The sequence below is a fragment of the Mesorhizobium sp. B2-4-2 genome (assembly GCF_006442845.1).
Classification (GTDB): domain Bacteria; phylum Pseudomonadota; class Alphaproteobacteria; order Rhizobiales; family Rhizobiaceae; genus Mesorhizobium.
The window spans coordinates 349725-368749 of the sequence record NZ_VFVM01000002.1; the positions used below are offsets into that span (position 1 = coordinate 349725).

The following is a 19025-nucleotide window of genomic DNA, read 5'->3' on the forward strand; positions in this document are numbered from 1 at the left end:
CCGCCTTGTGCCGGCTCGACGCCGAAGACGACAAAGCGGGTCGCTGCTGATGTCGGTTCCGGGTCTGGCATATGGACCTCTGGGCGATCATTGCGCCCATCTGTGTGTCGACATGCAGCGGCTGTTCGCCGAGCCGTCGGAGTGGGCGACACCCTGGATCACCCGTGTCCTTCCCCGGATCGTCAGCCTTGCCGAAAGATATCCTTCACAAACGATCTTCACTCGCTTCCTTCCGGCGCGAAGCCCGGGGCAGGGCGCCGGCACCTGGAAGCGGTACTATGAACGCTGGGCATCGATGACCATCGACAGGATCGGCGAGGAGATGATCGAACTCCTGCCGCCGCTGGCGGCATGCTGCCCGCCGGCGATCGTTGTCGACAAGCATATCTATTCACCGTGGCCCGAAGGGCATCTGCACACGCTGCTTTCATCCCGCCGGATCGACACTCTGGTCATCACCGGCGGCGAGACCGACGTCTGCGTTCTGGCGACAGTGCTTGGCGCGATCGATATCGGCTACCGCGTGGTTCTGGTGACGGATGCCCTGTGCAGCTCTTCGGATGCAACACACGACGCGCTGATGACCGTCTATCATCAGCGGTTCGCGCAGCAGGTCGAAACGGTCGAGATGGAGACGGTTCTTTCCAACTGGACCTGATCTCGAAGCAATGTCCAGGTCAGGCGCTCAGGTCGATCAAGGCGATGCCGAGATCGGCGTGTTTCCTGCGGCGCAGATGAGCGGGGGACTCGACCAGTGTGACCTCCAGGGTCGGTCGCACGACGCCGCCCAGCAGATGTCCGCCCCGCGTCGCTCCGTCGCTCAGTCCGAGCACGGCATGCAGGTAGAGGCTGGGCTTGCCGTCATCGCCCAGGGCAATGTCGCCGATCGCGCTGAGAACCTCGCACTGCTCGTTGACCGGTATCTTGCGATAGTCCTTTGCCTCGAAATCGAACCAACCGACCGCTGCTCGCTCGAACGCGCCGAGCGCGGTCAGCGATGCGCCGTCGATCTGTTCTTCGCTGGCAAAGGCAGTGAGCACGCCAATCGCCTCTTCGCCAGGCTCGAGCACCACCACGAAGGTCCTCTGTCCCGCGACTTTCGAAACCAGTTTCGATTTCATTGCCGTTGTCCTGTGGCCAAGGTGCAGAAACCTTGGCGGTGAATTTTCAGGCCGGCCCACTTATTCGAACGAACCGTTCGCGTCCCGGTTCCATATTGCGGCAGGCGCGCGGCGTCGAAGCGACCGGCAGTATCCGCCCGAACGCCTACCCCTCAGCCTTGAAGTTCTTGGCTTCCTTTTTCACCTCTTTCCTGTCGTTGTCGTGCTTGCGGATGAGATCTTTCGCCTGCTTGGGCGAGACGTCGGTCGTTTCGGCCAGATGCACGGCTTCGCGATCTTCGTCTTGTGGCCGGATCTTTTCCTTGGCCATCGGTCTGTCTCCTTTTTTCCGTGTCATGGGACGTAACCAGACAAGCGCCGCCCGGTTCCATGAAACTGCCTTGCTCGAAGGAGCGCCTGCCTCGGTAGAAGCTATTTCGCGGAGGAACTCGACTTGGGAGAGCGCAGCAAAAGTGCGAGCGGCACGAGCAGGGCGGTCGCGATCGCGGAGTAGCGAAACAAGTCCACGTAAGCCAGAAGCGTCGCCTGCCGGCCTATCGTCTGGCCAATCCAGCCGACCGCCTGGACTTTCGCCTCGACCGCGGGCGAGCCCTGAGCGACGAAATAGTCAGTCATGCGCCGAAGCATCTGCTGATAGACAGGCGAGGACTGCGCCGTGTTGCCGATCAGATGGGTCTGATGCAGTTGTGCGTTCTGCGCCACGACGGTGTTGGAGAGCGATACGCCGACGCTGCCGCCGATATTGCGGGCGACATTGATCAGCGCCGAGGCCTGGTTGGTCTTTTGCGGCGGCAGGCCGACATAGGCGGCCGTCGAAATGGGGATGAACAGGAAGGGAAGCCCTACCGTGATGAAAATGCGGGCATAGGTGAAATAGCTGAAACCGGCATTCGGCGACAGTGAAGTCAGGTGCCACAATCCCACGGCAACCGCCGACATGCCGATCATGATCAGGTATTTCGGCTGCACGAAGCCGGAGGCGAAGCCGGAAATCGGCATCAGCATCAGCATGGCGATGCCGCCAGGCATCATCGAAAGTCCCGAAAGCGTCGCGGTGTAGTCGAAGGTGGTCTGCTGGAGCTGCGGCAATATCTGCGTGGTGCTGAACAGCACCGCGCCGACCGCCATCATCACCAGGAAAGATGTGCCGAACTGGCGGGTGAAAACCAGCCGCATGTCGACGATCGGATCGCGATGGCGAAACTCCCAGGGGATCAGGAAAAGGAACGAGACGGCCGAGATCACGGCGAACGTCGTGATGAAGCCCGACGCAAACCAGTCGTTGCGCTGGCCCTCGTCAAGGAAGATCTCAAGGGATCCGAGCGCCAGCACGACGAAGATGAAGCCGACCCAGTCGATCTTGAGGCCATCCTTCAGCCTCTCCTGGCGCTCGCGCTCCAGCACGTCTGGTTCGACCAGCAGCCATTGCACAAGGGCCAACGACATGATGCCGAAGGGCACGTTGATGAAGAAGATCCAGTGCCAGGAGAAATGGTCGGTCAGCCAGCCGCCGATGGTCGGCCCGACCGTCGGTGCAACGATGACGGCGATGCCGTAGAGCGCGAAGGCCTGCGAGCGTTTTTCGGGCGGGAAAGTATCGGCGAGGATCGACTGCTCGCTGGGTGCCATCCCACCGCCGCCCAGTCCCTGAAGGATGCGAAACAGGATCAGCATTTCCAGGTTCGGCGCGAGGCCGCAGAGCAGCGACGCGAGCGTGAAGGTAGCGACGCAGATCATGTAGTAGCGTTTGCGGCCGATCACGCCGGCGAGCCAGCCGCTGATCGGGATGATGACGGAATTGGCGACCAGATAGGTGGTGATGATCCAGGTGCTTTCGTCCATTCCGGCCGCGAGGCTGCCGGCTATGTTGCGCAGCGCCACATTGGCAATGGACGTATCGAGCACCAGCATGAAGGTGGCGATGGAGACGACGATGGCGATAAGCCAGGGATTGCGCCCGCCCGCGGCGGACCGGCTTTCGCCGGCTTGCGCGGTCGCCTGGCCGGTCATCGCACCTTGACCGTCGGCACGACGGACATGCCGGGCCCGAGCAGCAGGCCGGTCTTCTTGTCGAAGACGATCTTCACGGGCACGCGCTGCACCACCTTGACGAAATTGCCGGTCGCGTTCTCTGCGGGCAGCAGGCTGAAAGCGGTTCCGCTGCCGGCCTGGATGCTGTCGACGTGGCCCCTGAAGGTCTGCTCCGGGTAGGCGTCGATATCGATCTCGACGGGCTGGCCAGGCCGCATAAGGTCGAGTTGTGTTTCCTTGAAGTTGGCCTTCACCCACACGTCCTCGGGCACGAACATCATCAGCACTTGCCCCGGTTGGGCATATGCGCCCACGGCGGCGGATATGTTCGTCGCCCGTCCGGCCACCGGAGCGGTGATCGAGGTGCGGGAAAGCGCGGTGCGGGCCTGCTCTTCGCTGGCATGGGCCTGGTCGAGTTTTGCCGCCACGCTTTTGCGCTGGGCCTCGAGGACGGCGACTTGTCTCTGGGCCGCCACGACGTTCGCCTGCGAGCTGTCGAGCGTCGCCTGGGCCTGGCGAAGCGTCGAGGCAGCCTGTTGCGCCTGCTGCAGCGTTCCGGTTCCCTTGGCAAGCAATTCGCTGTTGCGCTGATTTTCGGCTTTCGCGAAATCAAGCGCTGCCCGGCCTTGCGACACCTGCTTCTGGGCTTGGTCCACCTTGGCCTGCTGCGCTTCGATCTGGGCTGCGATGTCAGCGGTTTCGGCGTCGGCCTGCGCCACCTGCGCCTGAACCTGCTTGAGGGATGCCTGATAATCCCTGTCATCGATGCGCAGCAGGACATCGCCGGCCTTTACGCTCTGATTGTCGGTCACCGCCACATCGGTGATGCGGCCGGCGATTTCGGCACCTATGGTTACGGTACGGGCGTCGATGAAGGCATCGTCGGTCCATTCATACTGTCGCGCCTGGAGCCACCAGATTATCGCTGCGGCCGATGCCAGCAGCAGAACAAGGATGACCGCCGCGGTGACGTAGGGGTGCCGCCTGAGCGAGCCGAACAGGCCCTCTTTGTTCCCGGCGGAAGCATCGAGGTCCTGTTTCGGTTGTGGGCGCGACGAGGCGCGCTTCGGTCGTGCATCGGGGCGACGTTTTGTTTGAGGTCTTTCGTCGACCGGTGCGACGTCTGGAGAGTTCGTGTCCACGTTAGCGGTCCGCGGTAGGGTTGGTGCGGCAAAAGCCGCGTACTGGAAGGACGTAAATCAACGGACCCGCGTCCGAAAAAGTTCCTGTTTCAGATTGAGGGTTTGTGGCCGGCCGCGCTAGGCGAAGTGCAGCAGCATCATCACCAGCACGATGCCGACAAGTCCCGCAATGAAGATGATACGGCGCGTTCGCGTTCGCAGGATAATCTCGCCTTGCCGCGCATCCTCTGCGGAAAAACAGGCCCCTCCTTGTCGGGATCGTTGCTCATGAGCTGCTCCTTCCGACGAATTTGGAGTGTCTCAGGCAGCTAAACCTGCTCATCCCGGCAAGGTTCCCCAGAAATCACGGGGGCTGACGGCCGGGGTCACGCTTTGCCAGCCGACAAGCGCAAGCCAGTCCGGGCCACGCCGGGCGCGCCATCAGTCGGCCGGCAACGCATAGGCGATCACGTCGTCGCCGACCTTCGTCTCCATGAAATGATGACCGCCGGGCGCGATGACGACATATTGCCGGCCGCCGACCTCATAGGTCATCGGGGTGGTCTGGCCGCCAGCGGGCAGATCCGTCTGCCAGACCACCTTGCCGGTCTTGATGTCGATGGCGCGCAGCTTGTCGTCCGTCGCCGCTGCGATGAAGATCAGGCCGCCGGCGGTCACGAGCGGCCCGCCATTGTTTGGCGTGCCGATATCCAGCGGCAGCATGGACGGGATGCGCCAGGGGCCATTCTCGACCGCCTCGCCGAGCGGCTTGTCCCAGAGCGTCTTGCCTGTCTTCAACTCGATGGCACGGATATGGCCGTAAGGCGGCTCGGAACAAAGCAGCCCCGTCGAGAGGCGCCAGCCCGCGTTGACGGCAATGGCGTACGGCGAACCCATCTGCGGGTCACCCATGTCCTTGGCCCTTTTCGAAGCGCCGCCCTGTTCGATCGACCTGAAGCCTATCTGGTCCGCCTTTTGGCGCGGTATCAACTGATCATAGTTGGGCATGTCGTTGTAATTGGCGACCAGGATGCCGGCGTCGGTGTCGACGGCAACGCTTCCCCAGTCGGAGCCGCCATTGTAGCCGGGATATTCGATGAAAGGCTTGTCCACCGTGGGGGGCGTATATTCGCCCTGGTAGGAAGCCTGCCGGAACTGGATGCGGCAGTAGAGCTGGTCGAGCGGACTCATGCCCCACATATCCTTCTCGGTCAGCACAGGCTGGTCGAGATGGGCATAGCCGGAATAAGGCTGCGTCCTGGACAATTTCTCTGGTTCGACGCCGCCCGACGGCACCGGCCGTTCTTCGACCGGGAACAGCGATTTTCCGGTCTTGCGGTCGAGCACGTAGATCTGGCCCTGCTTGCTGGGCACGATAATTGCGGGAACCTTTCCATTAACTGACGGAAAATCGACGAGCGTCGGCTGCGAACCGAGGTCATAGTCCCAAAGGTCATGATGAACGGTCTGAAAATGCCAGACCGGCTTGCCCGTCGTGACATCGATGGCGACGATTGAGGAATTGTATTGGTTTTCGAAGTCCTTGCGATCGACGCCGTAATAGTCGACGGCGGCGTTGCCGAGCGGCAGGAAGACATAGCCGAGCTGCGGATCGGCGGCGGCCACGGTCCACATGTTCGGCGTGCCGCGCGTGTAGGTATCGCCCTGGGGCGATGCGCCCGTGCGGTCCGGATGGCCCATGTCCCAAGCCCAGACCAGTCTCCCCGACATCACGTCATAGCCGCGCACGACGCCTGACGGCGCATCCTCGGCCTGGCCGTCCTGCACCTGGGCGCCAAGCACGGCAATGCCGCGCACGACGGTCGGAGGCGCCGTCACCGAATACCAGCCGGGCACGGTCTTGCCGAGCCCCTGGGTGAGATCGACAACGCCCTGCTGGCCGAAATCGCCACATGCCTTCCCGGTCCTGGCGTCGATGGCAATCAGCCTTGCATCGAGCGTGCCCCACAGGATGCGTGTTGCGCATGGTCGATCGGCGCTTGCGCCTGGAACGGCGTAGTAGGCGACGCCCCGGCAACTGGCGCCGTATGGGATGGCGGCGTCGGATACCTTCGGATCATAGCGCCACTCCTCCTTGCCGGTTGCCGCGTTGGCCGAGATGACGATGCCCTTGGCCGAACATGCAAACAGGTGCCCGTCCACTTCGAGGGGGGTGTTTTCCGGGGAGTATTTGTCGGTCGCCGCCTTGCTTGGCATATCGCCCGTGTGGAAATCCCAAACTTTGGTCAGCTTCGCGACGTTGTCGGCGGTGATCTGTTTGAGGGGAGAATAGCGGGTGGCAAGTTCCGAGCCGCCATAGACGGGCCAATTCGGTCCAGCCTGGTGTATCGCGACATTGGGCTGAGGGCTGACCGGAGACTGACCAGATGCGCTTCCTGCGGCGGGTGGCGTGACCGGGGCAACCGGGGATGCCTCCTGGGATTGTGCCGAGGGCGTGAAATGCTGAAGCCCGATCGCGCAGCCGACAATGAAAAGGGCAGCGGATGCGGTCGCGCAGCCGCGGTCGCGAACCCGTTTCGCGTGCCCGGCGCGAAAGGCAGGCAAGGTCAAAAGAACGAAGATCAGGATGACCGTCGGCGCGAGCACCCGGGGCATCAACCCCCAGCCGTCCATGCCGACTTCCCAATAAGCCCAGGCGAGCGTCGCGATCCAGGTCAGGACGTAGAGCCAGACTCCGGCGGCATTGCCGCTCAAAAGCAAAACACCCGACGCCAGGAGAGCCACTCCGGTGGGCAAATAGTACCAGGAGCCGCCCAGCGCGACGAGCCAGGCGCCGCCTGCGCCGATCAGCAAACCAAGTATTGCCAGCAGCACACCCACGAACATGGTCCACCAGAAGGCGACGCCGGAGCGACGCCTGTCGGCGAGATTCGGATTGGCAGAGGTCATGACAGCATTTCCATTACGACAGGCCCATGATTGTTTCGAACGCTGGCCGTCCCGCATGGTTGCGATCGGCCGCGGTTTTCGAGGGTGCTCCCAACTCACCATTTTGTGAGCATTCCGCGCCGACGGAACCTTTGTCGCTTTGCCGCCGTTAGGCGCTCGATCCAAAAGCTTGTTCCAAGCGAAAAATCGGCGAGGATGCCGCAGGTCTTTTCCAGCAACGCCAATGGGATTGCCCGCTTCTTTCTGTGGGGTGTTTGCTGTTTCGCGCTTCTGGCGGCCGTCGGCGGCACGGCGTTTTTGCGTTCAGGGTTCGTTACCGGCGTGGGGCAACCGGTGGCCCAGGCCGTTCCGTTCAGCCACAAGCATCATGTCGGCGATATCGGACTGGACTGTCGTTATTGCCACAACGGGGTCGAGACATCAGCCTCGGCGGGGCTGCCGGCGACAGAAGTGTGCATGACCTGTCATTCGCAGCTCTTCACCAATGCCGAGATGTTGGCGCCGGTGCGCGCAAGTCTCGCTTCGGGACAGCCGCTGCAATGGCAGCGGGTCAATTCGGTGCCGGATTTCGTTTACTTCAACCACTCCATCCATATCGCGAAGGGCGTCGCCTGCGAGACCTGCCATGGCGCGGTCGACGACATGCCGCTGACGCGACGGGCGCATTCATTGTCGATGGAATGGTGCCTTGGCTGCCACCGGGACCCAGGTCCCAACCTTCGCCCGCCGCGGGACGTTTTCCTGATGCACTGGAAGCCGCCTGACGACATCGAGCAGATCCGGCGTTCCCTGATCGGCGTGCTCGACATTCATCCCGAGACCATGACGGATTGCTATGTCTGCCACCGTTGACCGAAATCCGGCTTTCGATCTTGCGGCATTGCGGCTCGCCGCGGCGGGGCGCGAGCCATGGCGAAGCATGGGCGAACTGGCTGACACGGCGGAGTTCCAGCGCTTTGTGGAGGCGGAATTCCCCGCGATGGCCGATCGCCTTCAGCCTGGCTTCGACCGGCGCACCGTCCTGAAACTGATGGGTGCATCGCTGTCGCTGGCCGGACTGGCCGCCTGCAGCGAGGCCGAGAGCATCGTGCCTTATGTCCGCCAGCCGGAGAACATCATTCCCGGCCGGCCGCTCTACTACGCGACAGCCCTCTCCAGCGACGGCTACGGCATCGGAGCCGTGATCGAGAGCCATGAGGGCCGGCCGACAAAGGTCGAGGGTAACCCGGATCATCCGGCATCGCGCGGCGCCACCGATGCCGTCATGCAGGCGGCGGTGTTGTCGCTGTTCGATCCCGAGCGATCTCGCACGCCGCTCAAGCTGGGCGAGCCCGCAAGTTACGATGAGTTCCTGAAAGATATCGCCGAACTGGCTGGTGGATTCCTCGCTTCAGGCGGGCAAGGGCTGGCATTGCTGCTCGAGGCGACGACATCGCCGACGACGAAGGCGCAGATCGCGGCGCTGAGGGTGCGCTATCCCAGACTTCGCGTCTTCCGCCACGATCCGCTTGCGGCCAATTCCGGTGAACAGGCAACGGGTACATTGTTCGGCAGGCCGTTGACGGCGATCTACCGTTTCGACCGCGCCGATGTGATCGTCAGCCTGGATGCCGATTTCCTGGGCGATGGGCCGGGGCGCCTGGCCTATGCTCGTGATTTCGCGCAGCGGCGGCGGGTGCGCAAATCGACGGACACGATGAGTCGCCTCTATGTCGTCGAGACGACTCCCACCATCACGGGTGCTGCCGCCGACCATCGCCGAGCTATCAGGTCAAGCGCCGTCGCAAGCGTTGCGGCGGCGATCAAGGCCGCCCTCGATGGCGACAATGCCGCGGCCGGCTTGTCGCCGCTCGATCCGGAGTGGATAAAGGCGCTTGCCGATGATCTGCACAGTGCCGGCCGCAATGCGCTTGTGGTGGCCGGAGCGCACCAGGCACCGATCGTGCATGCCTTGGCCCTAGCGATGAATGCCAGGCTTGGTGCCCTTGGCAACACGCTGCAATTGATCGAGCCGCCTGATGCCATGCCGGTGGATGGCGATCTTGCCACGCTCTGCCGGGCCATCACGGATGGTTCGATCGACAAGACCGTCGTGCTCGGCGCCGATCCCTTGCACACGGCGCCATCGGACATCGATGCGCGGAAGGCTCTTTCGAGCCTGAAGCTTCTTGTCCACTGGGGACTCTACCGCGATGAGACGGCGTTTCTGGCTCGCTGGCATATCCCAGCCGCGCACGAGTTGGAGAGCTGGAGCGATATCCGGGCCTATGACGGTACGGTCTCGATCGTGCAGCCGCTCATAGAGCCTCTGTTCGGTGGCAAGAGCCTGCATCAGTTGCTTGCCGCGCTGGGCGGTGAATTCGGCCCCAATGCGCAGGCACCGGTGCGCCGGACGTGGGCCGCCATGGACGAGGTGGCCTGGCGCAAGGCGCTGCGCGAGGGCATCGTGCCGAACACTGCTGCTGGTCCCGCTGCCGTTTCGGCACCGCCGGATAGCGATGGCTCGGCACCCAATGCCGCCACCAAGGGGTTGGAGGTTCGCTTCGTCGCCGATCCCTGGCTTCGCGACGGCCGCCACGCCAATTCATCCTGGCTTCAGGAATTGCCCCGGCCGTTAAGCAAGCTCGTCTGGGGCAATGCGGCGCTGGTCTCGCCAGCCACCGCGCAGCGCCTGAGGCTCGAAAACGGGCAGGTGGTCAACCTGGCGCGGGACGGCAGGACGCTGGACGCACCCGTCTGGATCACGCCGGGACAGCCTGACGACACAGTGACGCTGTCGCTCGGTTTTGGACGCAAGGCCGGCTCGGTGGCGGCACTCGCGGGCGGCTACGATGCCTTCGCGATCCGGACCAGCGATGCGCCATGGTTTGCCGACGATGTCGTCCTGAGCCCGCGCGGCGGTTCGGCGCGTGTAGTCACGACCCAACATCATCAAGCGATGGAGGGCAGGGCGATCATCCGCCATGCTTCGCTCGATGCGTTCAGGGCAAATCCCCATTTCGTGCGCGACCACGCGCCCCCAGCGCCCGTGGAATCGCTCTACCCCGACTGGAGCTACGACCAGGAAGCCTGGGGCATGTCGATAGACCTGTCGGCCTGCATCGGCTGCATGGCCTGCGTGTCGGCCTGTCAGGCCGAGAACAACATCGCAACGGTGGGGCCGGACGAGGCGGCACTCGGACACGAAATGCACTGGCTGCGCGTCGACCGCTACTATGCGGGCGGGATCGACGATCCGGACATGTTCTTCCAGCCAGTGCCGTGCATGCATTGCGAGAAGGCCCCCTGCGAGGTCGTCTGTCCGGTCAATGCGACCATCCATACGCATGACGGTCTGAACGCGCAGGTGTACAACCGCTGCATCGGCACGCGCTACTGTTCGCAGAACTGTCCCTACAAGGTGCGGCGGTTCAATTTCCTGGAGTACCAGGAGTTCGACAATGACAGCGCGGGACCGGAGCAGGCCGTCCACAATCCCGATGTCACCGTGCGTTCGCGCGGCGTCATGGAAAAATGCAGCTACTGCGTACAGCGCATTTCGCAAAAACGGATCCGCGCCCAGATCGAGAACCGGGAGATCGAGGACGGTGAGATCGTCACCGCCTGCCAGCAGGCGTGCCCGACAAAAGCCATCACCTTCGGCGATCTCAACAGGAAGGATTCGCAGGTCGTCCAGGAAAAGGCCTCGCCACACAATTACGCGCTGCTCGAAGAACTGAACACAAGACCGCGCACCACCTATCTGGGCAAGGTCAGCAACCCTAACGACAGGCTCGCCGCGACATCCGGCTCGGAGGGCGGCGATGGCTGACGTGGCCGCCCGCAGGACGAGCAAAGGCATGACACCTGTGCTGCGCGGGCGTCACGATTTTCCAGAGATCAGCGGCCGTATCAGCGCGGTGGTCCTGCAAGGGAAGTTGCCGCGGTTCTTCTGGTCGGCGTTCTTCGTCTGCTTCGCATTCGTATTGCTGTTCCTCTATTCCATCACCTACCTGGTCTCGGTCGGCGTTGGCGCCTATGGGGTCAACATTCCCGTGGTCTGGGGCACGATGATCTCGAGTTTCGTGTGGTGGATCGGCATTGGCCATGCCGGTACGCTGATCTCAGCGGTGCTGCTGCTGCTGCGCCAGCCCTGGCGCGCCTCGATCAACCGCTTCGCCGAGGCGATGACGCTGTTTGCCGTGGCGATGGCCGGCCTCTACCCTATCCTGCATCTTGGCCGGCCGTGGTTCTTCTATTGGCTCCTGCCCCTGCCCAACACCCACATGCATTGGCCACAATGGCGCAGCCCGCTGGTCTGGGACTTCGCCGCGATTTCCACCTACGCCACCGTCTCGCTGCTGTTCTGGTACACGGGATTGCTGCCTGATCTCGGCGTGCTGCGCGACCGGGCGAAGTCGCGTGGCGGGCAACTTTTCTACGGCGTCCTCGCGCTGGGCTGGCGCGGCTCGGCCTATCATTGGGCGCGCTATCGGACGGTCTATTTCCTGATGGCGGCACTCGCAACACCGCTGGTCGTTTCGGTTCATTCGATCGTCGCTCTCGATTTCACCTTCGCCATCACGCCGGGCTTCCATTCGACGATCTTTCCGCCCTATTTCGTCGCCGGCGCGCTCCTCTCCGGCTTCGCCATGGTGCTGACCATAGCCATTCCCTTGCGCTGGGCATTCGCTGTGGAAGACCTGATCACGCCGCGCCACATGGACAACGCCGCCAAACTGATGATCGCGGCCGGCATGGTCGTCATTTACGGCTATGCATCGGAAGCGTTCTTCTCCTGGTATTCGGGTGAGCCTTACGAGCGCGCGATGATGGTCCAGCGCGCCGTCGGCCCTTATGCGCCGCTGTTCTGGACCATGCTCTTCTGCAATTGCGCGGTGCTGCAACTGCTTTGGTTTCGCCGTGTGCGATCCAATATGCCGCTGCTGTTTTCGATCGCTCTGGTCATCAACATCGGCATGTGGCTCGAACGCTACATCATCGTGGTGACCGGCCCGAGCCGCGACTACCTGCCGTCGTCCTGGGGCGAGCAGTCGCTGACCTGGCTCGATTTCGGCATCCTGTTCGGATCGATCGGCACCTTCTTCGCGCTGGTCTTCCTGTTTATCCGCATCCTGCCGGCGATAACCATCTTCGAGGTCGAGGAACTGGCCGAGCAGAAAGGCGGCGCGGCATGAGCGTCCATGGCGTCATCGCGGCTTTCGCCGATCCGGATGCGCTGACCAGGGCGGCGCAAGCGATGCGCGACAAGGGGTACCGGCATATGGATGCGTTCTCGCCGTTCGAGGTGCACGGCCTGACAGACATATTGGGCATGCGAAAGACACGGCTGCCATGGGTCATGCTGGCGGGTGGCGTCGCCGGCGGCGTGCTGGTGTATGCATTGATCCTTTATTCCGTCGAGATCGACTATCCGGTCAATGTCGGCGGCCGGCCGCTGCATTCCTGGCCGCCGTTCACGGTCATCGCCTTCGAAGCCGCGATCCTGGCCAGCGTGTTCGCCGGCTTCTTCGGCATGCTGGCCGAGAACCGGCTGCCGCAATATTATCACCCCGTCTTCAACGCCGAGAGCTTCACCTACGCGAGCGGCGGCAAGTTCTACCTGCTGATCGAGGCCACCGACCCGAAATACCGCAAGGGCGTCACCAAGGGGCAGCTGACACGGCTTGGCGCCGAGACGGTCGAAGAGGTGGCGATATGAACCCGCGGCTGCTTTTGCCGGTTTGCCTGCTCCTCGGCGCCTGCAAGCAGGACATGGCCGACCAGCCTCGCTACGATCCGCTCGAAACCAGCAGAGAGTTCGCCGACGGCATGTCGGCAAGGACACCGGTCGAAGGCACGGTGACGCGCGACGCCGACCTGGCGGCGACGCCGGACAAATTCCCGTACCCGATCACCATGGCGCTGCTTCAGCGTGGGCAGCAACGCTTCGATATATTCTGCTCTCCCTGCCATGGCCGCACCGGCGACGGGCACGGGATGGTGGTCAGGCGTGGTTTCCCGCCGCCTCCGACCTACCATCAAGATGCGCTGCGCAAGGCGCCGGACCGGCATTTCTACGACGTCATCACCGACGGTTACGGTGCGATGTATCCCTATGCCGCGCGTGTCGAGCCGCGGGACCGCTGGGCGATCGTGGCCTATATCCGGGCGCTGCAATATTCGCGACATGCTGCGGCCGGCACGCTGCCCGAATCCGTTCGCGCGAAACTCGATGCCGAGGCGGCACGATGAAGCGCGCCGCCCGGCCCGACGACCACCTCGTCCTGCTGCTCGCAGCCGCCGCCGCAGGGCTCTCTCTGTGCGCGGCCGGGCTGTTCGTCGCCCCGCGCGCGACACTGGCCGGCTGGCTGATGACGGCGGTGTTCCTGCTCGGATTGCCGCTTGGCGCAATGACCCTGCTCATGGTGCACGGGCTGACCGGGGGGCGCTGGGGCGACGCGTTGCGGCCGCCGCTGCGGGCCGCCGTCGCGACCTTGCCTGTCGCGCTGCTGTTGATGCTGCCGGTGCTTGCGCGGCTCGATCTGGTCTTTCCCTGGGCAGGAGCCGACCCGGCGCTGACGGAAGCGGTGCGCCAGAAAATGACCTATCTCAACGTGCCATTCTTCGTCGTTCGTTTCATCGTCTATGCTGTCGTCTGGCTGGCGCTGGCCTGGCTTGTACTTGGCTGGACGGCGCCCGGTTCGGCCGCAAGCAGGACCGGCGGCGGCTACGCCATCGGGCTCGTCGCGCACGGCTTTGCCGTGACGGTGTTTGCCATCGATTGGATGATGTCGATAGAGCCGGATTTTTCCTCCACCATCTATGCGATGCTCGAAGCGGCGGCCGAGGTCGTCGGCGTGTGCGGGCTGGCGCTGGCGGTGCTCTCGGCCGGCCGTGCGATCGAGTCGGCGCCGGGTGGCGAGGAGGACGTGGCGCTCGGCGAAGACCTCGCCAACATGATGTTCGGCTTCATGCTCATCTGGGCCTATCTGGCATTCATGCAGTGGCTGGTCGTCTGGGGCGGCGACCTGCCCGACGAAATCCATTGGTATGTCATCCGTGGTCGAAATGGCTGGCAGTATCTGCTTTGGCTGCTGATCGCGCTGCAATTTGCCTTGCCCTTCGCCGGTTTCCTGAACCGCTCCGTCAAGCGCAGCCGCGTTGGCCTGATAGGGCTCGGCGCGTTCCTGCTGGCCGGACATTTCGCCGATGTCGCCTGGCGCGTCCGGCCGGCTTTGTCCGCCCTCGGTGCAGGAGTGTCGTGGCCGGACCTCGCGGCAATGGTCGGCGCGGGCGGCATCTGGTTCGGGTGCTTCGTCTATATCTGGACCAGGCCTGATCGCATCGTCGTCTGGCGCGGGAGGCTGGCCCGTGGCTAAGGTCGTGCGTCATCCCGAAACACGCGATGTCTGGCCGAGGGCGCTCGTGCTCATTGGCCTCGGCCTGCTTGTCTTCCTGGCGCTCGCCGCGCTTGGGCTGAGACTGATTTTCGATACGGCCCCGTTCTGGCCACTTGCGGGCACGCAGATGAACGGCAGCGCCGCAGGTCCCGCCTTGCAGGATTTCCCCGGGGCCGATCTTGCCGCGTTCCGTCAGCAGGAAGATCGTGAACTCGGCATGCTTGCATGGGTCGACCGCAATGGTGGCATCGCGCGCATTCCGATCGACGACGCCATGAAGCTGATCGCCGCGCAGGGACTGCCGGAGGCGGTAACGCCCGCTGCGGCCGGTGAGGACTGCGCCTTGCTCGAAGGCCAGGTTCCGCGCGCGCCGCAGGCCGGCATTTGCCGCGCCCGAGCGGACGCGGCGCAGCCAAACGCCAGGGCGCCGCAGCAGGGCCAGGCCGCACCGGCCATGGGGGCGAGGCCATGAGGCGTTTGGTCCTGCCGCTCGTGCTCCTGGCTGCAATGACCGCCAGCGTGCGCGCGCGGCCGGTTTTCGAACCGCAGATCGGCGCGCAGCTCAGCCTCGATACAGTCTTCCGCGAGGCTTCGGGCGGACGGCAGACGCTTTCCGGCATTCTCGGCGGGCGGCCGGCGCTGCTCATCTTCGGTTACGACAAATGCCCCAACCTCTGCGGCGTGACCCAGCAGGCGGTTGCCTCGGATCTGAACAAGACCGGCCTCGATCCCGCGACCTACCACGCTCTCTTCGTCTCGATAGATGCTTCCGAGACCGTCGCGGATGCGGCGTCCATCCAAGCCGAAGTCGGGCGGTCCGCCGGTCAGGCAGGGTTGTCCGCGTGGCGCTTCCTGACCAGCGAGGATGGCGCTGGCGCCGCCCTTGCCGTGGAGGCCGGCATCACATTCGACCGGCGCGACCGGATCTCGCAATATGTCCACCCGATCGCGGTCATCGCGCTGACGCCGCAAGGCCGCATCGCGCAAGTACTTCCGGCGCTGAGTTTCGAGCCGCGAGATCTCAGGCTTGCCCTGGTCGAGGCGTCGGCCGGGCGGCTTGGCTCCATCGCCGATCACGTCTTTCTGCTGTGTGCCGGCTTCGATGCATCAAAGGGCCAGTACACGCCAGCGGTCTGGGCAGTCGTGAAGGTGACTGGCATGGCGACGCTGCTTGGCCTTGGCGCCACCATCCTCGTTCTGTCGCGAAGGAGGCCGATTTGACGTTCGGCATCCCTTTTACGCCGCCGCAGGCCTCCTCGATTGCCGGCAGTGTCGACGCCCTGTTCTACGTGCTGCTTGCCTTCACCGTCGCGCTGGGCGTCTTCCTGACCAGCCTGGTCGTTTTCTACGCCATCAAATATCGCGCCGGCTCCAAGGTGGAGCGAACGGGGGAGCGTGCGCGCAGCACGCCGCTCGAGGTGACCTGGACAGTCGCCAGCCTGCTGATCGCTTTCACCATCTTCGGATGGGGAGCCGTGCTGTTCCTGCGCCGCGAACACCCGCCCCTTGACGCACTCGAGATCGCCGGCCTTGGCAAGCAATGGATGTGGGAGTTCCGTCATCCTGGCGGCCAGCGTGAAATCAACGAACTGCATGTGCCGGTCGGCAAGGCGGTGATCGTGTCGCTGGCATCGCAGGACGTGATCCACTCATTCTTCGTACCTGCCTTCCGGGTCAAGCAGGACGCGGTGCCGGGGCGCACCACGCATGTCTGGTTCATCGCCAGCGAGCCCGGGCGGTATCATTTGTTCTGCGCGCAATATTGCGGCACCCAGCATTCGGAGATGGGCGGCTGGGTGACCGTGATGCCGCCGCAAGAATATGCGGCGTGGCTGGGCAACCAGGGCCAGGGTGAAACGCTTGCGGCCGACGGCGAAAAACTCTTCCGCGCGCTCGGCTGCTCCGGCTGCCATGGCAATTCCAGCAAGGTGAGGGCGCCGGATCTGGCTGGGGTCTTCGGACGGCCGGTGGCCTTGGACAATCAACAGACCGTCATCGCCGACGACCGCTATTTGCGCGATTCCATCCTCAATCCGAAGAAGGAGATCGCCGCCGGGTATGAACCCGTGATGCCGAGCTTTGACGGCCTTGTCGACGAGCAGGAGCTACAGATGCTGCTGGCATATCTCAAATCCCTGTCGCCGCGAGCAACCAGGGAAAGCGGGGCGACCCAATGAGCAGGCAAGCCTTGGCGCCTTCGAGCTATCTGCATGGGGAGGCCGGACCTGCCGCCTGGCTCTTGACCACCGACCACAAGCGCGTCGCCTGGCTCTACCTGATGTCGCTGACGGCGTTCTTTTTTCTTGGCGGTGCCTTTGCCGTGATGATCCGGATCGAACTCGCGTCGCCTGCGGGCGATCTGGTGTCGGACGATGTCTATAACAGGCTGTTTTCCCTGCATGGCATCATCATGGTGTGGTTCTTCCTGGTGCCGTCGATCCCCGCGACGCTCGGCAATTTCCTGCTGCCGCTGATGATCGGCGCGCGCGATCTCGCTTTTCCGCGGCTCAATCTCGCCAGCTGGTACGTGTTCATCTTCGGCAGCGCCTTTGCCCTGGCCGCGGTGCTCGCCGGCGGTGTCGACACGGGTTGGACCTTCTACACGCCGCTCTCGACGCTCTATGCCAACGGCTTCGTTTCGATGGCCGCGCTGGGTGTCTTCATCGTCGGCTTCTCGACGATCATGACCGGCATCAACTTCATCGTCACCGTCCACACGTTACGCGCGCCGGGGCTGACCTGGTTCAGACTGCCGATCTTCGTCTGGACGATGTATGCGACCGCGCTGGTCATGGTGCTGGCGACACCGGTGCTGGCCGCCTCGCTGATCCTGATCGTGCTGGAGCGTGCCTTCGGTATCGGCATCTTCAATCCCGCTCTGGGCGGCGACCCGCTGCTGTTCCAGCATCTGTTCTGGTTCTACTCACATCCCGCGGTCTACATCATGATCCTGCCCGGCATGGGCGTGGTTTCCGAAGTGCTGCCCTGCTTCAGCAAGCGCCCGCTGTTCGGCTACAAGGCGGTGGCGATGTCTTCGATGGCGATTGCCGTGTTCGGCTTCCTGGTCTGGGGTCACCATATGTTCGTATCAGGCCAGTCGGCCTATGCCGGCATCGTGTTCTCGTTCCTGTCGTTCTGCGTCGCGATCCCCTCGGCGATAAAGGTGTTCAACTGGACGCTGACGCTGCGCAAGGGCGAAATCACTTTCGAGACGCCCATGCTTTATGCGCTGTTTTTCCTGGCGCTGTTCACTTTCGGGGGGCTGGCCGGCCTGTTCCTGGCCGCTCTCGCCGTCGACGTCCACGTTCATGACACCTATTTCGTCGTGGCGCATTTCCATTACATCATGGTCGGCGGCATGGTGACGGCCTACATGGCGGGGTTGCATTTCTGGTGGCCGAAGATCACCGGCCGCGTCTATTCCGAAACCTGGGGCCGTATCGCCGCGACCGTGACCTTCCTCGGCTTCAACCTGACTTTCTTCCCGCAATTCGTGCTCGGTTTTCTCGGCATGCCGCGGCGCTATCACACCTATCCGCCGGAGTTTCAGTTCTGGCACGTATTGTCCTCGGCCGGCGCGGTCGTTCTGGCCGTCGGCTATCTTATGCCGCTGCTCTATCTCGGCTGGTCGCTGTTTCGCGGGACGCGGGCGCCGGCCAACCCGTGGGGCGCGACCGGCCTTGAATGGCAGACGGCTTCGCCGCCGCCCCCGCATAATTTCGACACCATGCCCGTGGTCAGGCGGCCGGCCTATGATTATGCCATGAAAGGCCTGAGGCACGAGACGTTCAGCCCGCACAGGGACGAAGCCTCATGAGCGGGCCGACCGAAAGCATTGCCTTCGATACACGGGCCCGCGAGAAGGCGGCCGATGCGTTCGGCATGTGGATTTTCATCGGCTCCGAGGCGATGCTGTTCGGCGCGATCGTGCTGGTGTTCCTCTACGCCCGATTGAGCTATGGCGCGGCATTCGCCGCGGCGTCGCAACATCTGTCATTGCCGCTCGGCACGCTGAATACGGCGGTTCTGATCACCAGCAGCTTCGCGATGGCGCTTGCCCATATGTTCACGGCTGCCCGGCGTTGGCGGCCCGCCTTCTGGGCCTTGATGTCCACGAGCCTGCTTGGGTGCATCTTTCTGGTGATCAAGGCCGTCGAATACAGCAAGGAATTCAGCGAGGGCCTGGCGCCGGTGCTCGGCGCGTCGTTCCGCTTCGCAGGCCCAGATCCGGCCCATGCCGAATTCTTCTTCGCGCTCTATTTCGCCATGACATCGCTGCACGCGCTGCATCTGATAGGCGGCATCGCGGTGATTGCCGGCATGCTGTTGCTCTGGCCGAGGACCGCGCAGGCGAGCCGGGCGCGCCGCGTGCAGGCGATCGGACTCTACTGGCATTTCGTCGACATCGTCTGGGTGTTCCTGTTCCCGGTCCTCTATCTGATCAACCGGGCCTGATGACG

Annotated in this window: 17 protein-coding genes; 12 read left to right on the plus strand and 5 right to left on the minus strand. The window is 63.5% G+C overall.

Annotated elements, in window-relative coordinates:
• Positions 1-49 precede the first annotated feature (49 nt).
• Positions 50-658 carry an isochorismatase family cysteine hydrolase gene (locus FJ942_RS05365; protein WP_140566345.1) on the plus strand — a complete coding sequence of 203 codons (609 nt, stop codon included), beginning with the start codon at positions 50-52 and terminating at the stop codon, positions 656-658.
• A 19-nt stretch (positions 659-677) separates the two neighbouring features.
• Here the strand turns inward: FJ942_RS05365 and FJ942_RS05370 are convergent, their stop codons facing one another.
• The 5 genes from FJ942_RS05370 to FJ942_RS05390 form a co-directional block, all read right to left on the minus strand.
• A complete protein-coding gene (locus FJ942_RS05370; protein WP_140897320.1) occupies positions 678-1121 on the minus strand; it encodes a PPC domain-containing DNA-binding protein in 444 nt (147 codons plus the stop codon).
• A gap of 145 nt (positions 1122-1266) precedes the next feature.
• Positions 1267-1431: a hypothetical protein gene (locus tag FJ942_RS28425; protein ID WP_181165226.1), complete on the minus strand. Its 165-nt coding sequence runs from the start codon at positions 1429-1431 to the stop codon at positions 1267-1269.
• Positions 1432-1532: 101 nt separating this feature from the next.
• Entirely contained in the window at positions 1533-3131 is a 1599-nt protein-coding gene (locus tag FJ942_RS05375) for a DHA2 family efflux MFS transporter permease subunit (RefSeq protein WP_140732230.1), read from the minus strand.
• Positions 3128-4294, minus strand: coding sequence for an HlyD family secretion protein (locus FJ942_RS05380; protein WP_140556194.1), 1167 nt, complete (start codon positions 4292-4294; stop codon positions 3128-3130). The genes FJ942_RS05375 and FJ942_RS05380 overlap by 4 nt, the downstream gene beginning before the upstream one ends.
• 420 nt (positions 4295-4714) lie before the next feature.
• A complete protein-coding gene (locus FJ942_RS05390; RefSeq protein WP_140897321.1) occupies positions 4715-7183 on the minus strand; it encodes a membrane-bound PQQ-dependent dehydrogenase, glucose/quinate/shikimate family in 2469 nt (822 codons plus the stop codon).
• Between the two features lie 195 nt (positions 7184-7378).
• Between FJ942_RS05390 and FJ942_RS05395 the strand changes: the two genes are divergently transcribed.
• Genes FJ942_RS05395 through FJ942_RS05445 form a run of 11 tightly spaced genes read left to right on the plus strand, consistent with a single transcriptional unit; the run spans position 7379 to position 19020 of the window.
• Positions 7379-8035 carry a cytochrome c3 family protein gene (locus tag FJ942_RS05395; protein ID WP_140496135.1) on the plus strand — a complete coding sequence of 219 codons (657 nt, stop codon included), beginning with the start codon at positions 7379-7381 and terminating at the stop codon, positions 8033-8035.
• Positions 8019-10994: a TAT-variant-translocated molybdopterin oxidoreductase gene (locus FJ942_RS05400; RefSeq protein WP_140897322.1), complete on the plus strand. Its 2976-nt coding sequence runs from the start codon at positions 8019-8021 to the stop codon at positions 10992-10994. The genes FJ942_RS05395 and FJ942_RS05400 overlap by 17 nt, the downstream gene beginning before the upstream one ends.
• Positions 10987-12360, plus strand: coding sequence for an NrfD/PsrC family molybdoenzyme membrane anchor subunit (gene nrfD, locus FJ942_RS05405; RefSeq protein WP_140518004.1), 1374 nt, complete (start codon positions 10987-10989; stop codon positions 12358-12360). Before FJ942_RS05400 ends, nrfD begins: the two co-directional genes overlap by 8 nt.
• Complete coding sequence (locus tag FJ942_RS05410; RefSeq protein WP_140518005.1) at positions 12357-12884, plus strand: DUF3341 domain-containing protein; 528 nt, start codon at positions 12357-12359, stop codon at positions 12882-12884. Before nrfD ends, FJ942_RS05410 begins: the two co-directional genes overlap by 4 nt.
• The gene (locus tag FJ942_RS05415; RefSeq protein WP_140518006.1) at positions 12881-13417 is read left to right on the plus strand and encodes a cytochrome c; all 537 of its coding nucleotides are present in this window, start codon (positions 12881-12883) and stop codon (positions 13415-13417) included. The genes FJ942_RS05410 and FJ942_RS05415 overlap by 4 nt, the downstream gene beginning before the upstream one ends.
• Positions 13414-14544, plus strand: coding sequence for a hypothetical protein (locus FJ942_RS05420; protein ID WP_140518007.1), 1131 nt, complete (start codon positions 13414-13416; stop codon positions 14542-14544). Before FJ942_RS05415 ends, FJ942_RS05420 begins: the two co-directional genes overlap by 4 nt.
• On the plus strand, positions 14537-15037 hold the full coding sequence (locus FJ942_RS05425; protein ID WP_140496129.1) for a hypothetical protein: 501 nt from the start codon (positions 14537-14539) through the stop codon (positions 15035-15037). Before FJ942_RS05420 ends, FJ942_RS05425 begins: the two co-directional genes overlap by 8 nt.
• A complete protein-coding gene (locus tag FJ942_RS05430; protein WP_140518008.1) occupies positions 15034-15786 on the plus strand; it encodes an SCO family protein in 753 nt (250 codons plus the stop codon). The genes FJ942_RS05425 and FJ942_RS05430 overlap by 4 nt, the downstream gene beginning before the upstream one ends.
• Positions 15783-16742, plus strand: a complete 960-nt coding sequence (gene coxB / locus FJ942_RS05435; protein ID WP_140518009.1) for a cytochrome c oxidase subunit II — start codon at positions 15783-15785, stop codon at positions 16740-16742. The genes FJ942_RS05430 and coxB overlap by 4 nt, the downstream gene beginning before the upstream one ends.
• Positions 16739-18382: a cytochrome c oxidase subunit I gene (gene ctaD / locus FJ942_RS05440; protein WP_140518010.1), complete on the plus strand. Its 1644-nt coding sequence runs from the start codon at positions 16739-16741 to the stop codon at positions 18380-18382. Before coxB ends, ctaD begins: the two co-directional genes overlap by 4 nt.
• Positions 18379-19020 (plus strand): cytochrome c oxidase subunit 3, encoded by a 642-nt coding sequence (locus FJ942_RS05445; protein WP_140496125.1) that lies wholly within the window; start codon positions 18379-18381, stop codon positions 19018-19020. Before ctaD ends, FJ942_RS05445 begins: the two co-directional genes overlap by 4 nt.
• The last annotated feature ends 5 nt before the right edge of the window (positions 19021-19025 follow it).

Excerpts from the sequence above, each read along its gene's own strand:
- FJ942_RS05365 (WP_140566345.1), top strand. The coding sequence starts at position 50 with ATGTCGGTTCCGGGTCTGGCATATGGACCTCTGGGCGATCATTGCGCC.
- FJ942_RS05370 (WP_140897320.1), bottom strand. The coding sequence starts at position 1,121 with ATGAAATCGAAACTGGTTTCGAAAGTCGCGGGACAGAGGACCTTCGTG.
- FJ942_RS28425 (WP_181165226.1), bottom strand. The coding sequence starts at position 1,431 with ATGGCCAAGGAAAAGATCCGGCCACAAGACGAAGATCGCGAAGCCGTG.
- FJ942_RS05375 (WP_140732230.1), bottom strand. The coding sequence starts at position 3,131 with ATGACCGGCCAGGCGACCGCGCAAGCCGGCGAAAGCCGGTCCGCCGCG.
- FJ942_RS05390 (WP_140897321.1), bottom strand. The coding sequence starts at position 7,183 with ATGACCTCTGCCAATCCGAATCTCGCCGACAGGCGTCGCTCCGGCGTC.
- FJ942_RS05395 (WP_140496135.1), top strand. The coding sequence starts at position 7,379 with ATGCCGCAGGTCTTTTCCAGCAACGCCAATGGGATTGCCCGCTTCTTT.
- FJ942_RS05400 (WP_140897322.1), top strand. The coding sequence starts at position 8,019 with ATGTCTGCCACCGTTGACCGAAATCCGGCTTTCGATCTTGCGGCATTG.
- nrfD (WP_140518004.1), top strand. The coding sequence starts at position 10,987 with ATGGCTGACGTGGCCGCCCGCAGGACGAGCAAAGGCATGACACCTGTG.
- FJ942_RS05410 (WP_140518005.1), top strand. The coding sequence starts at position 12,357 with ATGAGCGTCCATGGCGTCATCGCGGCTTTCGCCGATCCGGATGCGCTG.
- FJ942_RS05415 (WP_140518006.1), top strand. The coding sequence starts at position 12,881 with ATGAACCCGCGGCTGCTTTTGCCGGTTTGCCTGCTCCTCGGCGCCTGC.
- FJ942_RS05420 (WP_140518007.1), top strand. The coding sequence starts at position 13,414 with ATGAAGCGCGCCGCCCGGCCCGACGACCACCTCGTCCTGCTGCTCGCA.
- FJ942_RS05430 (WP_140518008.1), top strand. The coding sequence starts at position 15,034 with ATGAGGCGTTTGGTCCTGCCGCTCGTGCTCCTGGCTGCAATGACCGCC.
- ctaD (WP_140518010.1), top strand. The coding sequence starts at position 16,739 with ATGAGCAGGCAAGCCTTGGCGCCTTCGAGCTATCTGCATGGGGAGGCC.
- FJ942_RS05445 (WP_140496125.1), top strand. The coding sequence starts at position 18,379 with ATGAGCGGGCCGACCGAAAGCATTGCCTTCGATACACGGGCCCGCGAG.